The organism is Sinomonas gamaensis (assembly GCF_005876955.1).
Classification (GTDB): domain Bacteria; phylum Actinomycetota; class Actinomycetes; order Actinomycetales; family Micrococcaceae; genus Sinomonas; species Sinomonas gamaensis.
Genome location: NZ_SSCL01000003.1, coordinates 375,722 through 391,035, shown reverse-complemented (window position 1 = coordinate 391,035; position 15,314 = coordinate 375,722). Strand labels below are relative to the sequence as shown.

Here is a 15,314-nt window from a genome sequence, read left to right as displayed (position 1 = left end):
CATGACTTCCACCGCTCCGCTGATCACGCTCGCGTCCGGTCATAGCATTCCCCAGATCGGCCTCGGCACGTGGCCCCTTGATGATGCCGAGGTTGCGGATGTCGTCGAGACGGCGTTCGACCTGGGGTACCGGCACGTCGATACGGCCGAGAACTATCGGAACGAGAAGGGCGTCGGCGACGGCATCCGGCGCTCGGGGATTCCCCGCGAGGACGTCTTCGTCACCACGAAGTTCAACCGCGAATGGCACAGCGTCAAGGGCGTGCGCGAGGCGTGGGAGAACAGCGTGCGTCGGCTCGGTCTTGAGTATCTCGACCTGTTCCTGATCCACTGGCCGAACCCCGATCAGGGCACCTACGTCCAGGCGTGGGAGGGTCTCCTCGAGCTGCGCGACGAGGGGAAAGTCCGCTCGATCGGCGTCTCCAACTTCACCCCTCAGCATCTGGAGGAGCTCATCTCGTCGACGGGCGTGGGCCCCGACGTCAACCAGATCCAGCTGAGCCCGTACTGGGTGCAGCATGAGGCCCGAGCCTTCCACGGCGGCCACGCGATCGTGACCGAATCCTACAGCCCGATCGGCCGGGGCCAGGATCTCCTGTCGGAGCCCGCCGTGGTCGCCGTGGCGGAGGCCCACGGCGTGACGCCGGCGCAAGCGGTCTTGCGGTGGCACACTCAGCAAGGGCTCGTGGCGATCCCGAAGTCTGCCTCGCGCGAGCGACTGGCCGCGAACCTCGCGGTATTCGACTTCGACCTGACGCCCGAGGAGATCAAAAGCCTGGACGGCCTCGACGGGACCGGCCCGGCCGCTGCCGATCCCCTGAGCTTCGGCCACTGACCCCGATCGACTGCTCCATAACTGTCGTTTTCGGGCCTCATAACGACAGTTATGGAGCAGTCGATGGATGTTTGCCGAAGCGGAGCGTTGGAACCACTGCGGGCTCACTCCAGATCGGGCCTGTTCGCGGCCAGACCCTCCCGGTAGCGGCGGAGCCAGCCGAACATCAGCATCGAGACGAAGGCCAGCACCGACAGCACAACCCACAGCACCACGAAGCCAGTCCAGTTCTCGACCCCGAGCTCGAGGGTCATCGAGCCGTCGGAGCGGTCGGCGGCCTGAAAGAGCACTCCGCCGAAGAGACCGACTGCACGCGTGCCGGGCGCCCGCGTAGAGAACATGAGCATGAGGATTGACGCCGTGGCGAGGAGAAGAGCTCCGACGAACCCGGCCAGCACTGCATTAAGAACCTGGAACAGCCGCTTCATGACGCTTCCACCTCATGATCTGTTTCATGCCCGCGACGGAGTAGACGACCGCGAGGACTTGTGTGCACGCGGCAGCGAACCAGAGCCACGGTCCGGGCACTTGGAGCACGCCTACCATCGCTCCGATCGAGACAAGCGTCCCGGTGCAGACGGCGTAGCCGGTGAAGACAACGAGCGGGCTGTCGTTCTCCGCGACGAACACGATGGCGATGAGCGTTGTCAGGATGACTCCGCTCAGCAGGGCGAGACCCACCGTGCGGAGGTCGTCCAGCGCGTCCGGGCGCACGGTTGCGAGCAGTGAGATTGGTAGGGCATGGATGGCCACGACGATCGCCTGTCCGATCAGCATGTATGCGACCTCCTTGCCCGCTGACCTCGTGTAGCCCGGCATGAGGCGTAATCGGCTCGCGGCCGAGTGAACGTAGACGCCCTGTGAGAGGAGGATGAGCGCCGAGTAGGCGAAGGCCGTGTCCCCCTCCAGCCAGAGCAGGATGCTGCAGACGTACGCCACGCCGACCGCGATCCACCACTCGGAGCGGCGGGTGAGCGCAGCGACCATCGGCCAGAGAGACCGGCCGGCGAACGGTACGGGGACCCGGATGAAGCGACGGGGAAGAGGGAAAATGCGGGGCGAGGTGAAGGCGGCGAGGATCGTCAGCACTGCACTCAGGGTGAGAAAGGCCGCCGCCGCCATCGGCCAGCCCGCCTGCTCGCTCAGGAAGGGAAACAGGTTCACCAGGTGGAACCCGACGCTGCCTTGCAAATAGTCCCCGGTGATGTCCCGGATGAGGGTCAATGACGCGCCGTTGTACCAGAGCGTCAGCGCGGCCATGAGGGAGAGGGTCACGATGTGAACGAGCCGCGATCCGCCGAACGCCTCGAGGGCGAGCGCCACAAGATTGTGCAGGACCGAGAGCACCAGATACGCGCTCACCGCGGTCATGAAGATGCCCGTGACCATGGCAGGGATCGCTTCGGCTCCCAGTCTCGTGAGACATGCGATCGCAAGGGGCAGGAAGAGCACGCCAACACTCAGGGCGACCATGGAGAACTCATAGAGCGTGAGCGCCGCCGACCGCTCGCGATGGCTCACGGGAAGGAGCATCGTGTAGCGCATCAGCTGGTCGGACTTCACGAAGAGGATCTTGACGAAGATGAAGACGACGAAGGTCCAGAAGACGACCCCGGCGGTGGAGACCTGCATGACGAGGAACAATTCGCGCTTTCCCGGAATCATGTCGTGGAAGACCGACGCTGCGACCGCGCTCAGGAGCGTGACCCCTGCGACAGCGCTGAGGCTGAGCAGGGTCCTTGCGAGCCTGCATCTGAGGACTCCGACCGAAAGCGCCTTCCGCGTAAAGTAGCGGAAGAACAGCCTCGCCAGGATCAGGATTCTGGCAGTGCTCACGCGAACTACCCGCGGCCCAGGGCGGCTCGGACGGAGTGGCTCAACCGCCCGCCGCCTGCCAGCTCAGTGCACACCTCGAGATTGGCAACGAGCCTGCCTGCTCGTAGGACGAGAACGCGATCGGCCACCTCCTCGAGCAGGCTGAAGTCGTGCGAGCAGAGCAGGACACTCTGCCCCCGACCCCTCATGTCATGGAACTCTGCCTTGCACATCTCGACGGCATCGAGATCGATGCCGTTGAGTGTCTCGTCGATCACGGTCAGCTGGCGCTGCAGCAGGAAAGCTCCACTGAGAAGGAGCTTCTTCTGCATTCCATGGGAATAGTCTTCGATGAGATGGTCGCACCGACCACGCATGCCGAATCTCGAGAACCGCGCCTCAACGTCCCATCCGGCCGCGCGGGTGTCATGCCCATAAAGTCCTGCGAGGACCCGGAGATATTCGCGGCCTGTGAGAAATTCTGGCAATTCGTTGTCGCTCGGAAGATAGATGGCACTCGAGCGCGCCTTTTCGCTGCGATGATCGCAGCCAGTGACCAGAATTGCGCCTCTTTGGCGCTCCATGAGATTGAAGATCAGCTTGATGAGTGTCGACTTGCCGGAGCCATTCGGCCCGACGAGGCCTACGATCTCCCCTGGGCCCACCTCGAAGGTGACGGCGGATAGCGCAGCGGTCGCCGCGGAGCGGTAGGTGAAGCCGAGATCGTGGACGTCAAGCTGTGTCAACGGCACTCGAAGTGGGGATGCAGGCGCGGAGCACCAAGAACCACGTTGAACGATCGGCCAGTTGCGCTGTCATTTCCCCACCTTTTTCTGCTTGCCGCGGTTTGAGCCGGATGTCTTCGATATTCCCCGCAGCCCAGCATTTGGTCAACTCAAATGGGGCCTTTATGCCCATCCCTCATAAATGCCTAACTATTGCACTGAGAGCGGGCGCGGGGCCGTGGTTCCGCGGCTGCCGTGATAGTCATGGTCTGGGCGAGACGCAGGATCTCGGTGGCCAGGGGCAGAACTTCGGTGCCAGCAGAGTTGAGCCTGAGGCCGCCGTGCCGGCGCGCGAAGAGAGTCGTTCCCACGTAGCGCTCGAAGTCGGCGACTTGCCGGCTGACGGCCGATTGGCTGAAGCCCAGAGTGGCCGCAGCGTCAGTCGTGCTTCCGAGCGTCGCTACCGCCACGAACGCCTTGACCGCGCTGAGATGCACGGCTCGCCCCACCATCCCTCACCGGTCGCCTCCACTGACGCCAACAAAAGCTACCCGGTTCTGGAAGTACGGATCGATCACTGAGCCCGGAGCGCCACAGAGGCGATCCTGCCCGCGGGCACGACTCCCAACGCATCTGCCAGCTTGAGCCCTGCGACGTTCTGGGCCTGCGCCTCGATCTGGATCAGATAGCCCTCTGCCAACGCTTCGTGCGCGGCGAGGCGACCCATGAACGTTCCCAGCCCCTGACGACGGCGGTGGGGCGCGACGAGCACCCCGAGATCTGCGAGCAGGCCCTGGCGGACGGCGTAGGCGGCGCAGGCGGCGGGCTCGTCATCGAGGAGCAAGGTGAAGCGGTAGTCGCGCTCCTCGATGCCGGCCGAGCTCACATCGTCGGGCGGGCAGAGCGTCTCAAGCTCAATCGCCTCCGGGTTGCCGCGCGAGACCTCCGGCTCGGTGTCCGGCTGGAACACGGGGAGATCGTCCGCGAAGCCGAGGGCGGCGGTGCGGAGCCCATGGGCCCCTGAGCCGGCGAGGCGGAGGAGCGCCCCGCCGCCCAAGAGTTCGTCGTCGGGCAGATCCGCCGCGGCCTCGACAAGCCGTGTCGGACCACACAGCGCGACCTGGCCGAACAGCTCGACGGCGATGAATTCGCGCGCGGCATCCCGACAGCCGAGGAGACGGCCGCCGTCGTCCGAGAAGGCAAGATCGGGGAGGCCGAGCCGGCGCGCCCACGCGAGCCGGACGACGCCTCGGCTCCCCTCGTGGAAGGTTCCCTCGTGTGCCACGCTCACCCGAACAGGACGCGGGCCTCGTCGTAGCGGTGCTGGGGGACGGTCTTGAGCCGGCCGAGGGCGGCCTCGAAGCCGACGTGGACGATGTCCGTGCCGTTGAGCGAGACCATGGTGCCCCATCGGCCCTCGACCACGGAGTCGATCGCCGCCATGCCGAGCCGGGTCGCGAGCACCCGGTCGAACGCGGTGGGCACGCCACCCCGCTGGATGTGGCCGAGGATGGTGGCTCGGGTCTCGATCCCCGTGCGGGCCTCGATCTCCGGAGCGAGCTGTTCGGCGATTCCCCCAAGACGCGGACGCCCGAAGGTGTCGAGTCCGCGCTCCGAGTGGGCCTCGGCCATGGTGTCCAGCGCGAAGCCCTCGGCCACGACCACAAGAGGCGCGCGGCCGCGGTCGTGGGCGAGCTTGACCCAGGCGGCGATCTGGTCGATGCTGACGCGCTGCTCGGGGATGAGGATCGCATGGGCACCAGAGGCCATGCCGGAGTGCAGCGCGATCCAGCCGACGTGGCGGCCCATGACCTCCGCGATCATGCAGCGATGGTGCGACTCGCCGGTGGTGCGGAGCCGGTCAATGGCCTCGGTCGCGATCTCGACGGCGGTGTCGAAGCCGAAGGTGTAGTCGGTGGCGTCGAGGTCGTTGTCGATCGTCTTCGGCACACCGACGATCCTGATGCCGGCGTCGGTGAGGCGCTTGGCGGCAGCGAGGGTGCCTTCCCCGCCGATGGCGATGATCGCATCGATCCCCAGGCGGTCCATGTTGTCCTTGATGACCTCGGGCCCGCCTCCGTGCTCGAAGGGGTTGGTCCGGGATGTGCCGAGGATCGTTCCGCCCTGCTTGGAGATGCCGCGCACCATGGTGCGGGGGAGCTCGATAACCTCGCCCTCGACCACACCGCGCCAACCGTCCTTGTACCCCACGAATTCCTGGCCGTGCACGGCGATGCCCTTGAGCACGGCCCCCCGGATGACTGCGTTGAGGCCGGGGCAGTCGCCGCCGGAGGTGAGGATGCCGATCTTCATGCAGGGCCTTTCCGCTGCTGCGGCCAGCCGCAGGTGTGAGCGGGGCCGACGATGGATGCTGGGAGGCGCCCCGTTGAGCCCACGCCGATTGTAGTCGGGGCTTGTTCGTGATGCACACCACAACGGACGACGGCGGTCAGTGCCGCCGTCGTCCGTCATCAAGCCGTCAGACGCCTGAGGGTCCCTGTCCGCCCCCGGGGCCCGAAACCTGGTGTCCGGCGTCGCCGCGCGGCCCGCCCAAGGCCTTCTCAAGAATGATCGATCCGTTGGGATCCGGGATGAGCGCCCACGCAACGAGGTACGCGAGAATCGCAGGTCCGGGCAGGAAGCAGAGCACGATGAAGACGATCCGCACGAAGGCGACGTCGACGCCGAGCTTCTCCGCGACGCCGCCGAGGACGCCGGCGAGAAGGCGGCGTTGGCTGCGGCGAAGGCCGGTCGAGCGGATGGCGTTGAAGAACGAGTCCATGGCGAAAACTCCTCGGATGCGTGATGGATGGATGAGCAGTGACGATCGTCGGTCAGAGGTCGTCGGTCAGAGGTCGCCGGCGGGGGGATCCGGCTGCTGGTACGGGTTGCGGAACTTCGGCTCCTCGCGGACCTCCTCGAGGGGCTTGCGGCTGCGTGCGGCGGCGAGACTGCCGCCGATCACAAGCCCGACGCCCGCGAGGAGGAGGAGCGCGACGGCGGCCATCCCGGGATCGATCGTGAACCAGCCGAGCCGGCTCGAGGTGAGCAGTCCTGCGATCGCGATCACGATTGCTCCCCAGACGATGGTGCCCACGCTGGGGCCGTGCAGACCCTCCCCAGCCGTCTTTCCGTAGCCCGTCTCGTTGGCGCTCATGTCACTGCTCCTGTTCGATCTCGACGTTGCTCATGGTTGCGTGCACCGTCACCACTAGGGTCGCGCCTGAGCGGCCAGAGTTGTAGGTCTCGGAGCCGTTTGTGCCAAGGCCGGCGATGGATTTGTCTCCGAAATCGACGTTGCCCATGGTCGCGTCTGCCTGCACCCGGACGGGAACGTCCTTCGGAATGCGGATCTGCAGGTCGCTCATGGTCACATTGACCGGCACCACCGAATCGGTGGCCAGCGGGCCTGCGGTGTCGAGGGCGCTGAGGTCCACCAGTCCCTTGGCCGCAGTGACGTGATAGCCGTTCACGGCCTGCTGCACAGAGGTCGCAGCCAGATTCACCGTGCCCCGCGTGCGGCTCAGCTGGAAGGCTGGCTGCGTGACTGCCGCGGCCACGAGCGCCACCAGGGCGAAGAGCGTCAGGATGCCCGCCGTCCGGCCCCGCAGGCCGGCGATCAGGATGCCGAGGCCGACGATGCCCGCCCCGATGGCCCACAGGGCGCCGGTGCTCGGGTCGACGATCGAGGCGCCTGCAAGCTGGAGGGCCTGGAGCCCGCCGGCCACGAGGACCGCGAGGCCCAGGACGACCGCCGTGAACGGCCCGCCCGGCCCGCGGCGGCGGGGCTTCATGGCCGTGGCGACAGGCGCCGGAACGGGCTGGGAGTACGCCCCGGGCTGCGAATACGCGGATCCTTCATACGCGGATCCTTCATAGGCGGATCCTTCATAGGCGGATCCTTCATAAAGAGGCGGGGGAGCTGACATATAGGTGCTCGCGCTGTACGGGGAGGCGCCAGCCGGATCTTTTTCGGCCGAATCCTGATCGGTCGAACGCTCTTCAGCCGAACCCGGTTCAGCCGAACCCTGCTCAGCCGAAGTCTGCTGAGCCTGGGGCCCATACACCGCGGGTCCGTATCCCGGATGGCCGTGGGGTCCGAACCCGCGCCGTGATCGGCGTGCTCGGGCAATGCTGAAGACGATCAGTCCGGCGACTCCGACCCAGAAGATCGCCCAGAAGGGGCCAGCCCCGCGCGTGTCGCCGAACCAGAACCCGGCGCGAGCGCCTCCCAGCCCGATGATCGTCGCGATGAGGCCCCCGGTCATGCCCGTGGTCCACCGGCCGCGCAGGGCCTCATGGACGTGGATGCGGCCGTCGGGCTCCGGAAGAAAGAGCCACAGGACGCCGTAGGCGAGGACGCCGACGCCGAGGAAGATCGCCGCGACAATGAAGAGTCCACGGACGAGGACAGGGTCGACGCCCCAGCGGTGAGCCAGACCGCTCGCCACGCCGCCGACCCAGCGGTCCGAGCCGCGAGCGATGCGGAGGCTGCGAATCCAGCCGAAGAAGTCTGAACCGGGCCTGCCGGCCGGTCTCGGTGAGGGGGAAGCTGGTTCCCCGGGGTTCTGTTCCGTGCTCATGGCTCTATCCTTCCGGGCGGCCCGCTCGCGACCCATGGGGTGAGACCCTGAACGGACCCTGAAACACCCCCGGGATCCCCGGAACGACGGCCCTGAGAGAGCAGAACCGTGCTTGGATTGATGGCATGGACACCGTTCGCCTCCGGCCGCCGCTCGTGCGCGGCGAGGACCGCTTCGTCGCGGGCGTGTGCTCCGGCTTGGCTAGGCATCTTGGCCTGCGCGTCGAGGTGGTGCGCTGGGTCATGGTCCTCTCGTCGCTTCTCGGCGGCGCCGGGATCGTCTTCTACGCATGGCTGTGGATCATGGTGCCCACAGCGGCGGAGGCCACTCGCCGCCAGGCCCGCCGCCCGGCGTCGTCGATTGCGCCCGCTGTGAGCCTCGCTGCCGACGTGGTGGAGGACTCGCACAGGACGACGCCGGCCCTCGCCTCTGCGGCCGAAGCGCGCCGCGCGGGGCGGCTGGCGGGGCACGCCCGCGAGATCCTGCTGGGTGCCGTTCTGGTGCTCGTCGCCGTCGCGCTGGGGGGCAGGCTGCTCGGCGCCGAGATCCCTCTGGGCGTGATCGTGCCGATCGCGGCGATCCTCGGCGGCGCCGCTCTCGCGTGGATGCAGCTCGACGACTCGCGCCGCGAACAACTCGTGCGCGGAGCCGGTCCGGGACGCTGGAACGGGTGGCTCCGTCTGGGGGCTGGCCTGGCGCTCGTGATCGCGGGCGTGGCGCTCGCGGTTTCCGGGAGCCAGTGGAACGTCCTCGGTCTGGCACTCTTGGCGTCACTCGCGGTCCTCGCCGGCGTCGCTCTTGTCCTGCTTCCGTGGGGCCTCAAGTTCTGGCGAGACCTGGCGGCCGAGCGATCGGCACGGGTCCGGGAGGAAGAGCGCGCGGAAATCGCGGCCCACCTCCACGACTCAGTGCTCCAGACGCTCGCCCTCATCCAGCGGCGAGCGGGAAGCGAGGCCGACGTGACACGCCTCGCACGGGCCCAGGAACGTGAGCTGCGCGAATGGCTCTACCGGGATTCTCGGCGCGGCGAGGGCACGTTCGTGGATCGGCTCAAGGCGCTCGCGGGCGAGGTCGAGGACGCCCACGGTCATAGCGTGGAGGTCGTGTCCGTCGGCGATGTCCCGCTGCATGGCAAGAACGCCGAGCGGCTCGAAGCGCTGCTCCAAGCGGCACGCGAGGCGATGCTCAACGCCGTGCGGCACGGCGGCGGGAGCGTCTCGGTGTACGTGGAGGCGGGTAGCGACGCCGTCGACTTGTTCGTCAAGGATCGCGGCCCCGGATTCGATCCGGAGGCTGTCCCCGCAGACCGGCTCGGAGTGCGCGAATCGATCGTCGGGCGGATGCGGCGCCACGGCGGCGAGGCGACGATTGCCTCGGGGCCTGACGGCACGGAAGTGCGGCTGCACCTGCCCGGGATGGGAGCGGAGGAATCATGAGCGAACCAGTAACGGTTGTCGTAGTGGACGACCACACCATCTTCCGCTCAGGCCTCAAGGCGGACCTCGACGAGCGCGTCCGCGTGGTGGGGGAGGCCGCGACGGTCGAGCAGGCAGTCGCGGTCATCGATGAGCTGCGGCCACAGGTGGTGCTCCTGGACGTGCACCTTCCGGGTGGACTCGGAGGGGGAGGGCGGGAAGTCCTGACGCGCTCCGCGGCACTTCTCCCGCGCGTGCGCTTCCTCGCACTCAGTGTCTCCGACGCCGCCGAGGACGTGGTCTCCGTGATCCGTGCCGGCGCGCGCGGCTACGTCACAAAGACGGCTTCCGGCCCTGAGATCACGGACGCGATCCTGCGGGTGGCGGGAGGCGACGCCGTCTTCTCGCCCCGGCTCGCCGGCTTTGTCCTCGACGCCTTCGGCACTGCCGCCGTTGCCGACGACGAGCTCGATCGGCTCTCCGCGCGGGAACTCGAGGTCATGCGGTTCATCGCCCGCGGCTACTCCTACAAGGAGGTCGCGAAGGAGCTGTTCATCTCGGTGAAGACCGTCGAGACCCACGTTTCGGCCGTGCTTCGCAAGCTTCAGCTCACCAATCGGCATGAGCTGAGCCGGTGGGCCGCGGACCGCCGTATCTGGTAGCCCGAACCGGCGGCGCGTATCTGGCAGGCGGGGGTGGCTAGGGCCCGATGACTCTCAGGGCCCGAGGCCTCAAGGTCACGTCTGCAGGGAGCTCGCCCACTTGGTCGCCATCTGCGCACAGGGGGAGCGGACGATCCGCGGACACCACAATCCTTCTCCCGCTGAAGCGCCGTACTCCGGGCTCGCGGACGTGGAGGCCCGCCTCGGCCAGCTTCATGAACCGCGCGATCCGTCGCTTGGGGATTTCGGCACCGGCCACAAGAACGTGGACGAGCCCGTCGTCGAGCACAGCGTCTGGAACAATGTCCAGCCCGTGGCCGTACCGCCCGGAGTTGGCCATGACCACCAGATGAGCCGCGAGACTATGACGCTCGCCGTCAACGTCGATCTCGAAGCGCGCGGGCTTCCACCGGACGACTGCCAGCACGGGAGCCACGCGATACGCGATGCCCGCGGGGATTCGGGAATCGTTCATCATGAGATTCGCCACTGCATCGAGGCCCGCATACGCGTTCCCCGGCGCGAGCCTGCCACCGACCTCAAGCAGGTCGATCCGGCGCTCTCCGCCACCGAGGAGCAGGTCGGCGAGCGCAGCGGCCTCCCGCGGGAGGCCCAGCTTGGCGGCCAGTCCATTTCCCCTGCCGGCAGGCACGAGCGCGAACGTGCCCGAGGAACGGGCGACGGCGTCCGCGACGTCGCGCGCGACCCCGTCACCTCCTACGGCGACCACGACATCGCCCCGGGCCGCGGCCGCTGAAGCCAGTTTGCCGCCGTCGTCCGCAGACCGGGTGGTCTCGGTGCGCACGGGAGCACCCGCCTCGCGGAGGAGCTGCGCGATCGGCGCCCAGACCGCCGCGCCTCGGCCGCCGCCGGCTACCGGGTTCACGATCGCCGTGAACGACCGCCGGCCGGCGGAATGCTCCGCCGGCCGGTCGTCGAGAGGCACGGTCAGCGCGCGGTGCCGAGGAATTCCTGGATCCGGCCCACGCCTTCGGCGAGGTCGTCGTCACCCAGGGCATAGGAGAGGCGAACGAAGCCACTCGGACCGAACGCCTCGCCGGGCACGATCGCGACCTCGACCTTGTCGAGGATCAGTGCGGCCAGCTCGGCCGAGGTCGCCGGGCGCACGCCGCCGATCTCCTTGCCGAGGAGTCCCCGCACGTCCGCGTAGGCGTAGAAGGCGCCATGCGGGGTGGGGCAGTCGACTCCTGGGATGGCGGAGAGGCCCCCGACCATAGCCTTCCGACGCCGATCGAACGCGACCTTCATCTCCTCGACGGCATCGAGCGGACCCGAGACAGCTGCGAGGGCCGCCATCTGCGAGACGTTGGAGACGTTGGACGTCGCATGCGACTGCAGGTTCGTCGCCGCCTTGATCACGTCGGAAGGACCGATCATCCAGCCCACGCGCCAGCCCGTCATCGCGTACGTCTTGGCGACGCCGTTGAGGATGACCACCTTGTCCCCGAGGGCGGGTGCGGCCGTCGCAATCGACGTGAAGGGAACCCCGTCGTACGTGAGGTGCTCGTAGATCTCGTCGGTCACGACCCAGAGGCCCTTGGAGGCCGCCCACTCGCCGATCTCCTTGACCTGCTCGGGTTCGTAGACTGCGCCCGTCGGGTTCGACGGCGAGACGAAGAGCAGGATCTTGGTGCGCTCGGTCAGGGCAGCATCGAGCTGGTCGACGGTCACGAGGTAGCCCTGCTCCGGGCCGGCGAACACCTCGACAGGCACGCCGCCCGCAAGACGGATCGCCTCGGGATAGGTGGTCCAGTACGGGGTGGGGAGGAGCACCTCGTCGCCTGGATCGAGGAGCGTCGCAAACGTGTTGTAGACCGCCTGCTTGCCGCCATTCGTCACCAGGACCTGCGAGGCCTGAGTCTCGTAGCCCGAATCGCGGAGGGTCTTCTCGGCGATCGCCTGCTTCAGCTCGGGCAGGCCGCCGGCGGGGGAGTAACGGTGGAACCTGGGCTGCCGGGCCGCCTCGATCGCAGCGTCGACAATGTAGTCGGGGGTCGGGAAGTCCGGTTCCCCCGCCCCGAAGCCGATGACCGGGCGCCCTGCAGCCTTGAGCGCCTTCGCCTTCGCATCGACGGCCAGAGTGGCGGATTCGGCGATGGATCCGATGCGCTGGGAGACACGGGCGGAGGTCATGGGGCTCTCCTGACTTTCGGTCGGCGGAATGCTGGCGCGGAGGCGGGCTCGGCCCGCCCTTCCAACTCTAGGCGCTTGAGGCGTCGCCGAGCGTGTCCCGGGGCCAGTTCGACGCAGGGCGTGAATATGCGTAAACTAGTCCATCGGTGTCAGTTGCCACTGAGTGCCCCGTGCCCAGCACCTCCTTGCGGAGAAACCGGGCCGGGATCCTTGATAGGCTGGGAACTCGGTGTTCTGACCGAAGGGTAGTGGCGCAATTGGTAGCGCAGCGGTCTCCAAAACCGCAGGTTGCAGGTTCGAGTCCTGTCTGCCCTGCGCACGGCATGTCCCGGCATTGCAGGGGCGAGTCAGCACGCGCACGACGGGTCCAGCGGAAACTGGCCTGCGGCCATACAGGATGAGCGAGGATCAGGTGACCGAAACAACTGCGAGCAGCTCGCAGGGACGCCCGGCCAAGCAGGCGAAGAAGCTCGGCTTCTTCGGACGGCTCGCGCTCTTCTTCCGCCAGGTCATCGGGGAGCTGCGCAAGGTCGTCACGCCGACCCGGCAGGAGCTCCTGAACATGACGTTCGTGGTGCTGGCATTTGTGGTGGTCATGATGGTCGTCGTCTTCGTCCTCGACTTCCTCTTCGGGCTCGGCGTCGGCTGGGTCTTCGACGGGTCGTCGCAGGGCAAGTAAGGCCAGTCTCCGCAGACCGCGTCCGGACCGGGAAACTGGGTCCGACGGCGTGGTGTGCGGATTCGCATTTAAGTCGCAAGAGGAGAGCAGGAGACTAAGTGTCTGAGCACGAGACCGAGCGCGAGGCCCCGGCACCCGAGGCCGCCGTCTTCAGCGACGCTGCCCCGGTGCCCGCCGCGGTGCCGGACTCAGCGTCGGCTGCGTTCGATGAGGATTCCTCGTTCGATGAGGATTCCTCGGTCGAGGATTCCTCCGCGACGGAGGAAGTGGCCGAGGACGAGTTCGGAGGCGAGGAGGAGCTCGCCTCGGACGAGGAGCTGGCCTCCGAGGAAGAGCCCGCGGAGGGCGAGGCTCCTGCTGAAGCGCCGGTGGATCCTGCCGAGGCGGCCGCGAAGGCCGCAGAGGACTTCAAGGCCAAGCTCCGCCGCCAGCCGGGCGACTGGTTCGTGATCCACTCCTACGCGGGCTACGAGAACCGCGTGAAGGCGAACCTCGAGACCCGTATCCAGACGCTGGACATGGAAGACTACATCTACGAGATCCAGGTCCCGATGGAAGAAGTCGTCGAGATCAAGAACGCGCAGCGCAAGATCGTCAAGCGCGTCCGGATCCCCGGCTACGTCCTGGTCCGCATGGATCTGACCGACGCTTCGTGGGGCGCCGTCCGCCACACGCCGGGTGTCACCGGTTTCGTCGGCAATGCCCACAACCCGGTTCCGCTTCGCCTCGACGAGGTGTTCAGCATGCTCGCCCCGGTCTTCGAGCAGGAGCAGCAGGCCGAGGCGAAGGCGGCAGGCAAGGGCGGCGGACGCCAGCCGAGCGCGCCTGTGACCGTCGACTTCGAGGTCGGCGAGTCCGTGATCGTCAAGGAAGGCCCCTTCGAGACGCTTCCGGCCACGATCTCCGAGATCAAGCCCGAGTCGCAGACTCTCGTGGTGCTGGTCTCGATCTTCGAACGCGAGACGCCTGTGACGCTTGCGTTCAACCAGGTCTCGAAGATCTGAGACCTCCAACTGAAGACTTCGCCCCGGGTCCGGTCGCTTTGCCGGCCCCGGGGCGGCCGACTGTCTAGCCAGGGCAGTCACCACCTGGTCGGCGCTCCTGCTGCCCAGGAAGCAATGGAAGAGAAGGATCCTCAATGGCTCCCAAGAAGAAGGTCACCGGCCTCATCAAGCTGCAGATCCAGGCAGGCGCCGCCAACCCGGCCCCGCCGATCGGTCCTGCGCTCGGTCAGCACGGTGTCAACATCATGGAATTCTGCAAGGCGTACAACGCTGCGACGGAATCCCAGCGCGGCAACGTCATCCCCGTGGAGATCACGGTCTACGAAGACCGCTCCTTCACGTTCATCACCAAGACCCCGCCGGCGGCTGAGCTCATCAAGAAGGCTGCGGGCGTTCCCAAGGGTTCCGCGACTCCGCACACCGTGAAGGTGGCGAAGCTCACGGACGCTCAGGTCGAGGAGATCGCCAAGACCAAGCTCGAGGACCTCAACGCCAACGACGTCGAGGCCGCGAAGAAGATCATCGCGGGCACCGCTCGCTCGATGGGTATCACCGTCGAGGGCTGAGGAACGCACGGAGGGTAGGGCCCGAAGAATGAGGGACCTGCCCGAAGTAAGTCCCGGAAGCACCGACAACTGAAGACAACGACGCACGGCGACCTCCGCCGTCGTCCGTGGCAGGGCCGAGCGCGGCCCATTGAGACCACAACTGCACAAGGAGAATCAGAGCAGCATGGCAAAGCGCAGCAAAGCATACGAGGCAGCGGCCGCGAAGATCGAGACCGGCAAGCTGTACGCTCCGGCAGAGGGCATCGCCCTCGCCAAGGAGATCAACCCGTCGAAGACGGACGCGACCGTTGAGGTTGCCTTCCGGCTCGGCGTTGACCCCCGCAAGGCGGACCAGATGGTCCGTGGCACGGTCAACCTTCCGCACGGCACCGGCAAGACGGCTCGCGTCCTCGTCTTCGCCACTGGCGACAAGGCCGCGGCTGCCGAGGCCGCCGGCGCCGACTTCGTCGGTTCGGACGACCTGATCGAGCGCATCCAGGGCGGCTGGACGGACTTCGACGCCGCCGTCGCCACCCCGGAGCTCATGGGCAAGGTCGGTCGCCTGGGCCGCATCCTCGGTCCCCGCAACCTCATGCCGAACCCGAAAACCGGCACGGTGACCCCGGACGTCGCGAAGGCCGTGACGGACATCAAGGGCGGCAAGATCGACTTCCGCGTCGACAAGCACGCCAACCTTCACTTCATCATCGGCAAGACCTCGTTCGACGCGCGCCAGCTGGCCGAGAACTACGCGGCCGCGCTCGATGAGGTGCTCCGCCTCAAGCCGTCGGCTTCGAAGGGCCGCTACATCCAGAAGGCCACCGTGGCGACGACGTTCGGTCCCGGCGTTCCGATGGACCCGAACGTGACCCGCGTTCTCCTCGAGGGCTGATC

The 15,314-nt window shown here is 67.2% G+C and carries 18 protein-coding genes and 1 tRNA gene; 8 read left to right on the top strand and 11 right to left on the bottom strand.

Features of this window, described 5'->3' with window-relative positions:
* The first annotated feature begins 1 nt into the window (after window position 1).
* Entirely contained in the window at window positions 2-835 is an 834-nt protein-coding gene (locus tag E5679_RS06635) for an aldo/keto reductase (protein ID WP_138414265.1), read from the top strand.
* A gap of 104 nt (window positions 836-939) precedes the next feature.
* On the opposite strand, the gene E5679_RS06630 is transcribed toward E5679_RS06635, so the two are convergent.
* The 9 genes from E5679_RS06630 to E5679_RS06590 all read right to left on the bottom strand — a co-directional run bounded on the left by E5679_RS06630 (window position 940) and on the right by E5679_RS06590 (window position 7,958).
* Window positions 940-1,263: a hypothetical protein gene (locus E5679_RS06630; RefSeq protein ID WP_138414264.1), complete on the bottom strand. Its 324-nt coding sequence runs from the start codon at window positions 1,261-1,263 to the stop codon at window positions 940-942.
* Entirely contained in the window at window positions 1,238-2,671 is a 1,434-nt protein-coding gene (locus E5679_RS06625) for a hypothetical protein (RefSeq protein ID WP_138414263.1), read from the bottom strand. The genes E5679_RS06630 and E5679_RS06625 overlap by 26 nt, the downstream gene beginning before the upstream one ends.
* Before the next feature lie 5 nt (window positions 2,672-2,676).
* Window positions 2,677-3,396 carry an ATP-binding cassette domain-containing protein gene (locus E5679_RS06620; protein WP_171042265.1) on the bottom strand — a complete coding sequence of 240 codons (720 nt, stop codon included), beginning with the start codon at window positions 3,394-3,396 and terminating at the stop codon, window positions 2,677-2,679.
* Window positions 3,397-3,581: 185 nt separating this feature from the next.
* The gene (locus E5679_RS06615) at window positions 3,582-3,872 is read right to left on the bottom strand and encodes a LysR family transcriptional regulator (protein ID WP_171042264.1); all 291 of its coding nucleotides are present in this window, start codon (window positions 3,870-3,872) and stop codon (window positions 3,582-3,584) included.
* A gap of 77 nt (window positions 3,873-3,949) precedes the next feature.
* A complete protein-coding gene (locus E5679_RS06610) occupies window positions 3,950-4,660 on the bottom strand; it encodes a GNAT family N-acetyltransferase (protein ID WP_138414337.1) in 711 nt (236 codons plus the stop codon).
* Between the two features lie 2 nt (window positions 4,661-4,662).
* Window positions 4,663-5,688, bottom strand: coding sequence for a 6-phosphofructokinase (locus tag E5679_RS06605; RefSeq protein WP_138414260.1), 1,026 nt, complete (start codon window positions 5,686-5,688; stop codon window positions 4,663-4,665).
* 166 nt (window positions 5,689-5,854) lie between these two features.
* Window positions 5,855-6,157: a PspC domain-containing protein gene (locus E5679_RS06600; protein WP_138414259.1), complete on the bottom strand. Its 303-nt coding sequence runs from the start codon at window positions 6,155-6,157 to the stop codon at window positions 5,855-5,857.
* A 66-nt stretch (window positions 6,158-6,223) separates the two neighbouring features.
* Window positions 6,224-6,532, bottom strand: a complete 309-nt coding sequence (locus tag E5679_RS06595; RefSeq protein ID WP_138414258.1) for a hypothetical protein — start codon at window positions 6,530-6,532, stop codon at window positions 6,224-6,226.
* 1 nt (window position 6,533) lies between these two features.
* A complete protein-coding gene (locus E5679_RS06590; RefSeq protein ID WP_171042263.1) occupies window positions 6,534-7,958 on the bottom strand; it encodes a PspC domain-containing protein in 1,425 nt (474 codons plus the stop codon).
* A gap of 125 nt (window positions 7,959-8,083) precedes the next feature.
* Here E5679_RS06590 and E5679_RS06585 point away from each other — a divergent pair, with 125 nt between their 5' ends.
* The gene (locus E5679_RS06585) at window positions 8,084-9,394 is read left to right on the top strand and encodes an ATP-binding protein (protein WP_138414256.1); all 1,311 of its coding nucleotides are present in this window, start codon (window positions 8,084-8,086) and stop codon (window positions 9,392-9,394) included.
* Window positions 9,391-10,035 carry a LuxR C-terminal-related transcriptional regulator gene (locus E5679_RS06580; RefSeq protein ID WP_138414255.1) on the top strand — a complete coding sequence of 215 codons (645 nt, stop codon included), beginning with the start codon at window positions 9,391-9,393 and terminating at the stop codon, window positions 10,033-10,035. The genes E5679_RS06585 and E5679_RS06580 overlap by 4 nt, the downstream gene beginning before the upstream one ends.
* Window positions 10,036-10,072: 37 nt before the next feature.
* On the opposite strand, the gene E5679_RS06575 is transcribed toward E5679_RS06580, so the two are convergent.
* Both E5679_RS06575 and E5679_RS06570 read right to left on the bottom strand, forming a co-directional pair.
* The gene (locus tag E5679_RS06575; RefSeq protein ID WP_138414254.1) at window positions 10,073-10,981 is read right to left on the bottom strand and encodes a diacylglycerol/lipid kinase family protein; all 909 of its coding nucleotides are present in this window, start codon (window positions 10,979-10,981) and stop codon (window positions 10,073-10,075) included.
* 2 nt (window positions 10,982-10,983) lie between these two features.
* Complete coding sequence (locus tag E5679_RS06570) at window positions 10,984-12,189, bottom strand: pyridoxal phosphate-dependent aminotransferase (RefSeq protein WP_138414253.1); 1,206 nt, start codon at window positions 12,187-12,189, stop codon at window positions 10,984-10,986.
* A 242-nt stretch (window positions 12,190-12,431) separates the two neighbouring features.
* Here E5679_RS06570 and E5679_RS06565 point away from each other — a divergent pair.
* The 5 genes from E5679_RS06565 (at window position 12,432) to rplA (ending at window position 15,312) form a co-directional block, all read left to right on the top strand.
* A tRNA-Trp gene (locus tag E5679_RS06565) sits at window positions 12,432-12,504 on the top strand.
* A gap of 82 nt (window positions 12,505-12,586) precedes the next feature.
* A complete protein-coding gene (secE, locus tag E5679_RS06560; protein WP_138414252.1) occupies window positions 12,587-12,868 on the top strand; it encodes a preprotein translocase subunit SecE in 282 nt (93 codons plus the stop codon).
* Window positions 12,869-12,966: 98 nt separating this feature from the next.
* Window positions 12,967-13,872 (top strand): transcription termination/antitermination protein NusG, encoded by a 906-nt coding sequence (gene nusG / locus E5679_RS06555; protein ID WP_138414251.1) that lies wholly within the window; start codon window positions 12,967-12,969, stop codon window positions 13,870-13,872.
* Window positions 13,873-14,006: 134 nt separating this feature from the next.
* Window positions 14,007-14,438, top strand: coding sequence for a 50S ribosomal protein L11 (gene rplK / locus E5679_RS06550; RefSeq protein WP_043119418.1), 432 nt, complete (start codon window positions 14,007-14,009; stop codon window positions 14,436-14,438).
* Between the two features lie 166 nt (window positions 14,439-14,604).
* Complete coding sequence (rplA, locus tag E5679_RS06545; RefSeq protein ID WP_138414250.1) at window positions 14,605-15,312, top strand: 50S ribosomal protein L1; 708 nt, start codon at window positions 14,605-14,607, stop codon at window positions 15,310-15,312.
* Window positions 15,313-15,314: the final 2 nt, after the last annotated feature.

Bases quoted from the DNA above. Each gene is read 5' to 3' on its own strand.
- E5679_RS06635 (WP_138414265.1), top strand. From the start codon at position 2: ATGACTTCCACCGCTCCGCTGATCACGCTCGCGTCCGGTCATAGCATT.
- rplK (WP_043119418.1), top strand. From the start codon at position 14,007: ATGGCTCCCAAGAAGAAGGTCACCGGCCTCATCAAGCTGCAGATCCAG.
- E5679_RS06605 (WP_138414260.1), bottom strand. From the start codon at position 5,688: ATGAAGATCGGCATCCTCACCTCCGGCGGCGACTGCCCCGGCCTCAAC.
- E5679_RS06585 (WP_138414256.1), top strand. From the start codon at position 8,084: ATGGACACCGTTCGCCTCCGGCCGCCGCTCGTGCGCGGCGAGGACCGC.
- E5679_RS06630 (WP_138414264.1), bottom strand. From the start codon at position 1,263: ATGAAGCGGCTGTTCCAGGTTCTTAATGCAGTGCTGGCCGGGTTCGTC.
- E5679_RS06570 (WP_138414253.1), bottom strand. From the start codon at position 12,189: ATGACCTCCGCCCGTGTCTCCCAGCGCATCGGATCCATCGCCGAATCC.
- E5679_RS06595 (WP_138414258.1), bottom strand. From the start codon at position 6,532: ATGAGCGCCAACGAGACGGGCTACGGAAAGACGGCTGGGGAGGGTCTG.
- E5679_RS06580 (WP_138414255.1), top strand. From the start codon at position 9,391: ATGAGCGAACCAGTAACGGTTGTCGTAGTGGACGACCACACCATCTTC.
- E5679_RS06590 (WP_171042263.1), bottom strand. From the start codon at position 7,958: ATGAGCACGGAACAGAACCCCGGGGAACCAGCTTCCCCCTCACCGAGA.
- secE (WP_138414252.1), top strand. From the start codon at position 12,587: ATGAGCGAGGATCAGGTGACCGAAACAACTGCGAGCAGCTCGCAGGGA.
- E5679_RS06600 (WP_138414259.1), bottom strand. From the start codon at position 6,157: ATGGACTCGTTCTTCAACGCCATCCGCTCGACCGGCCTTCGCCGCAGC.
- rplA (WP_138414250.1), top strand. From the start codon at position 14,605: ATGGCAAAGCGCAGCAAAGCATACGAGGCAGCGGCCGCGAAGATCGAG.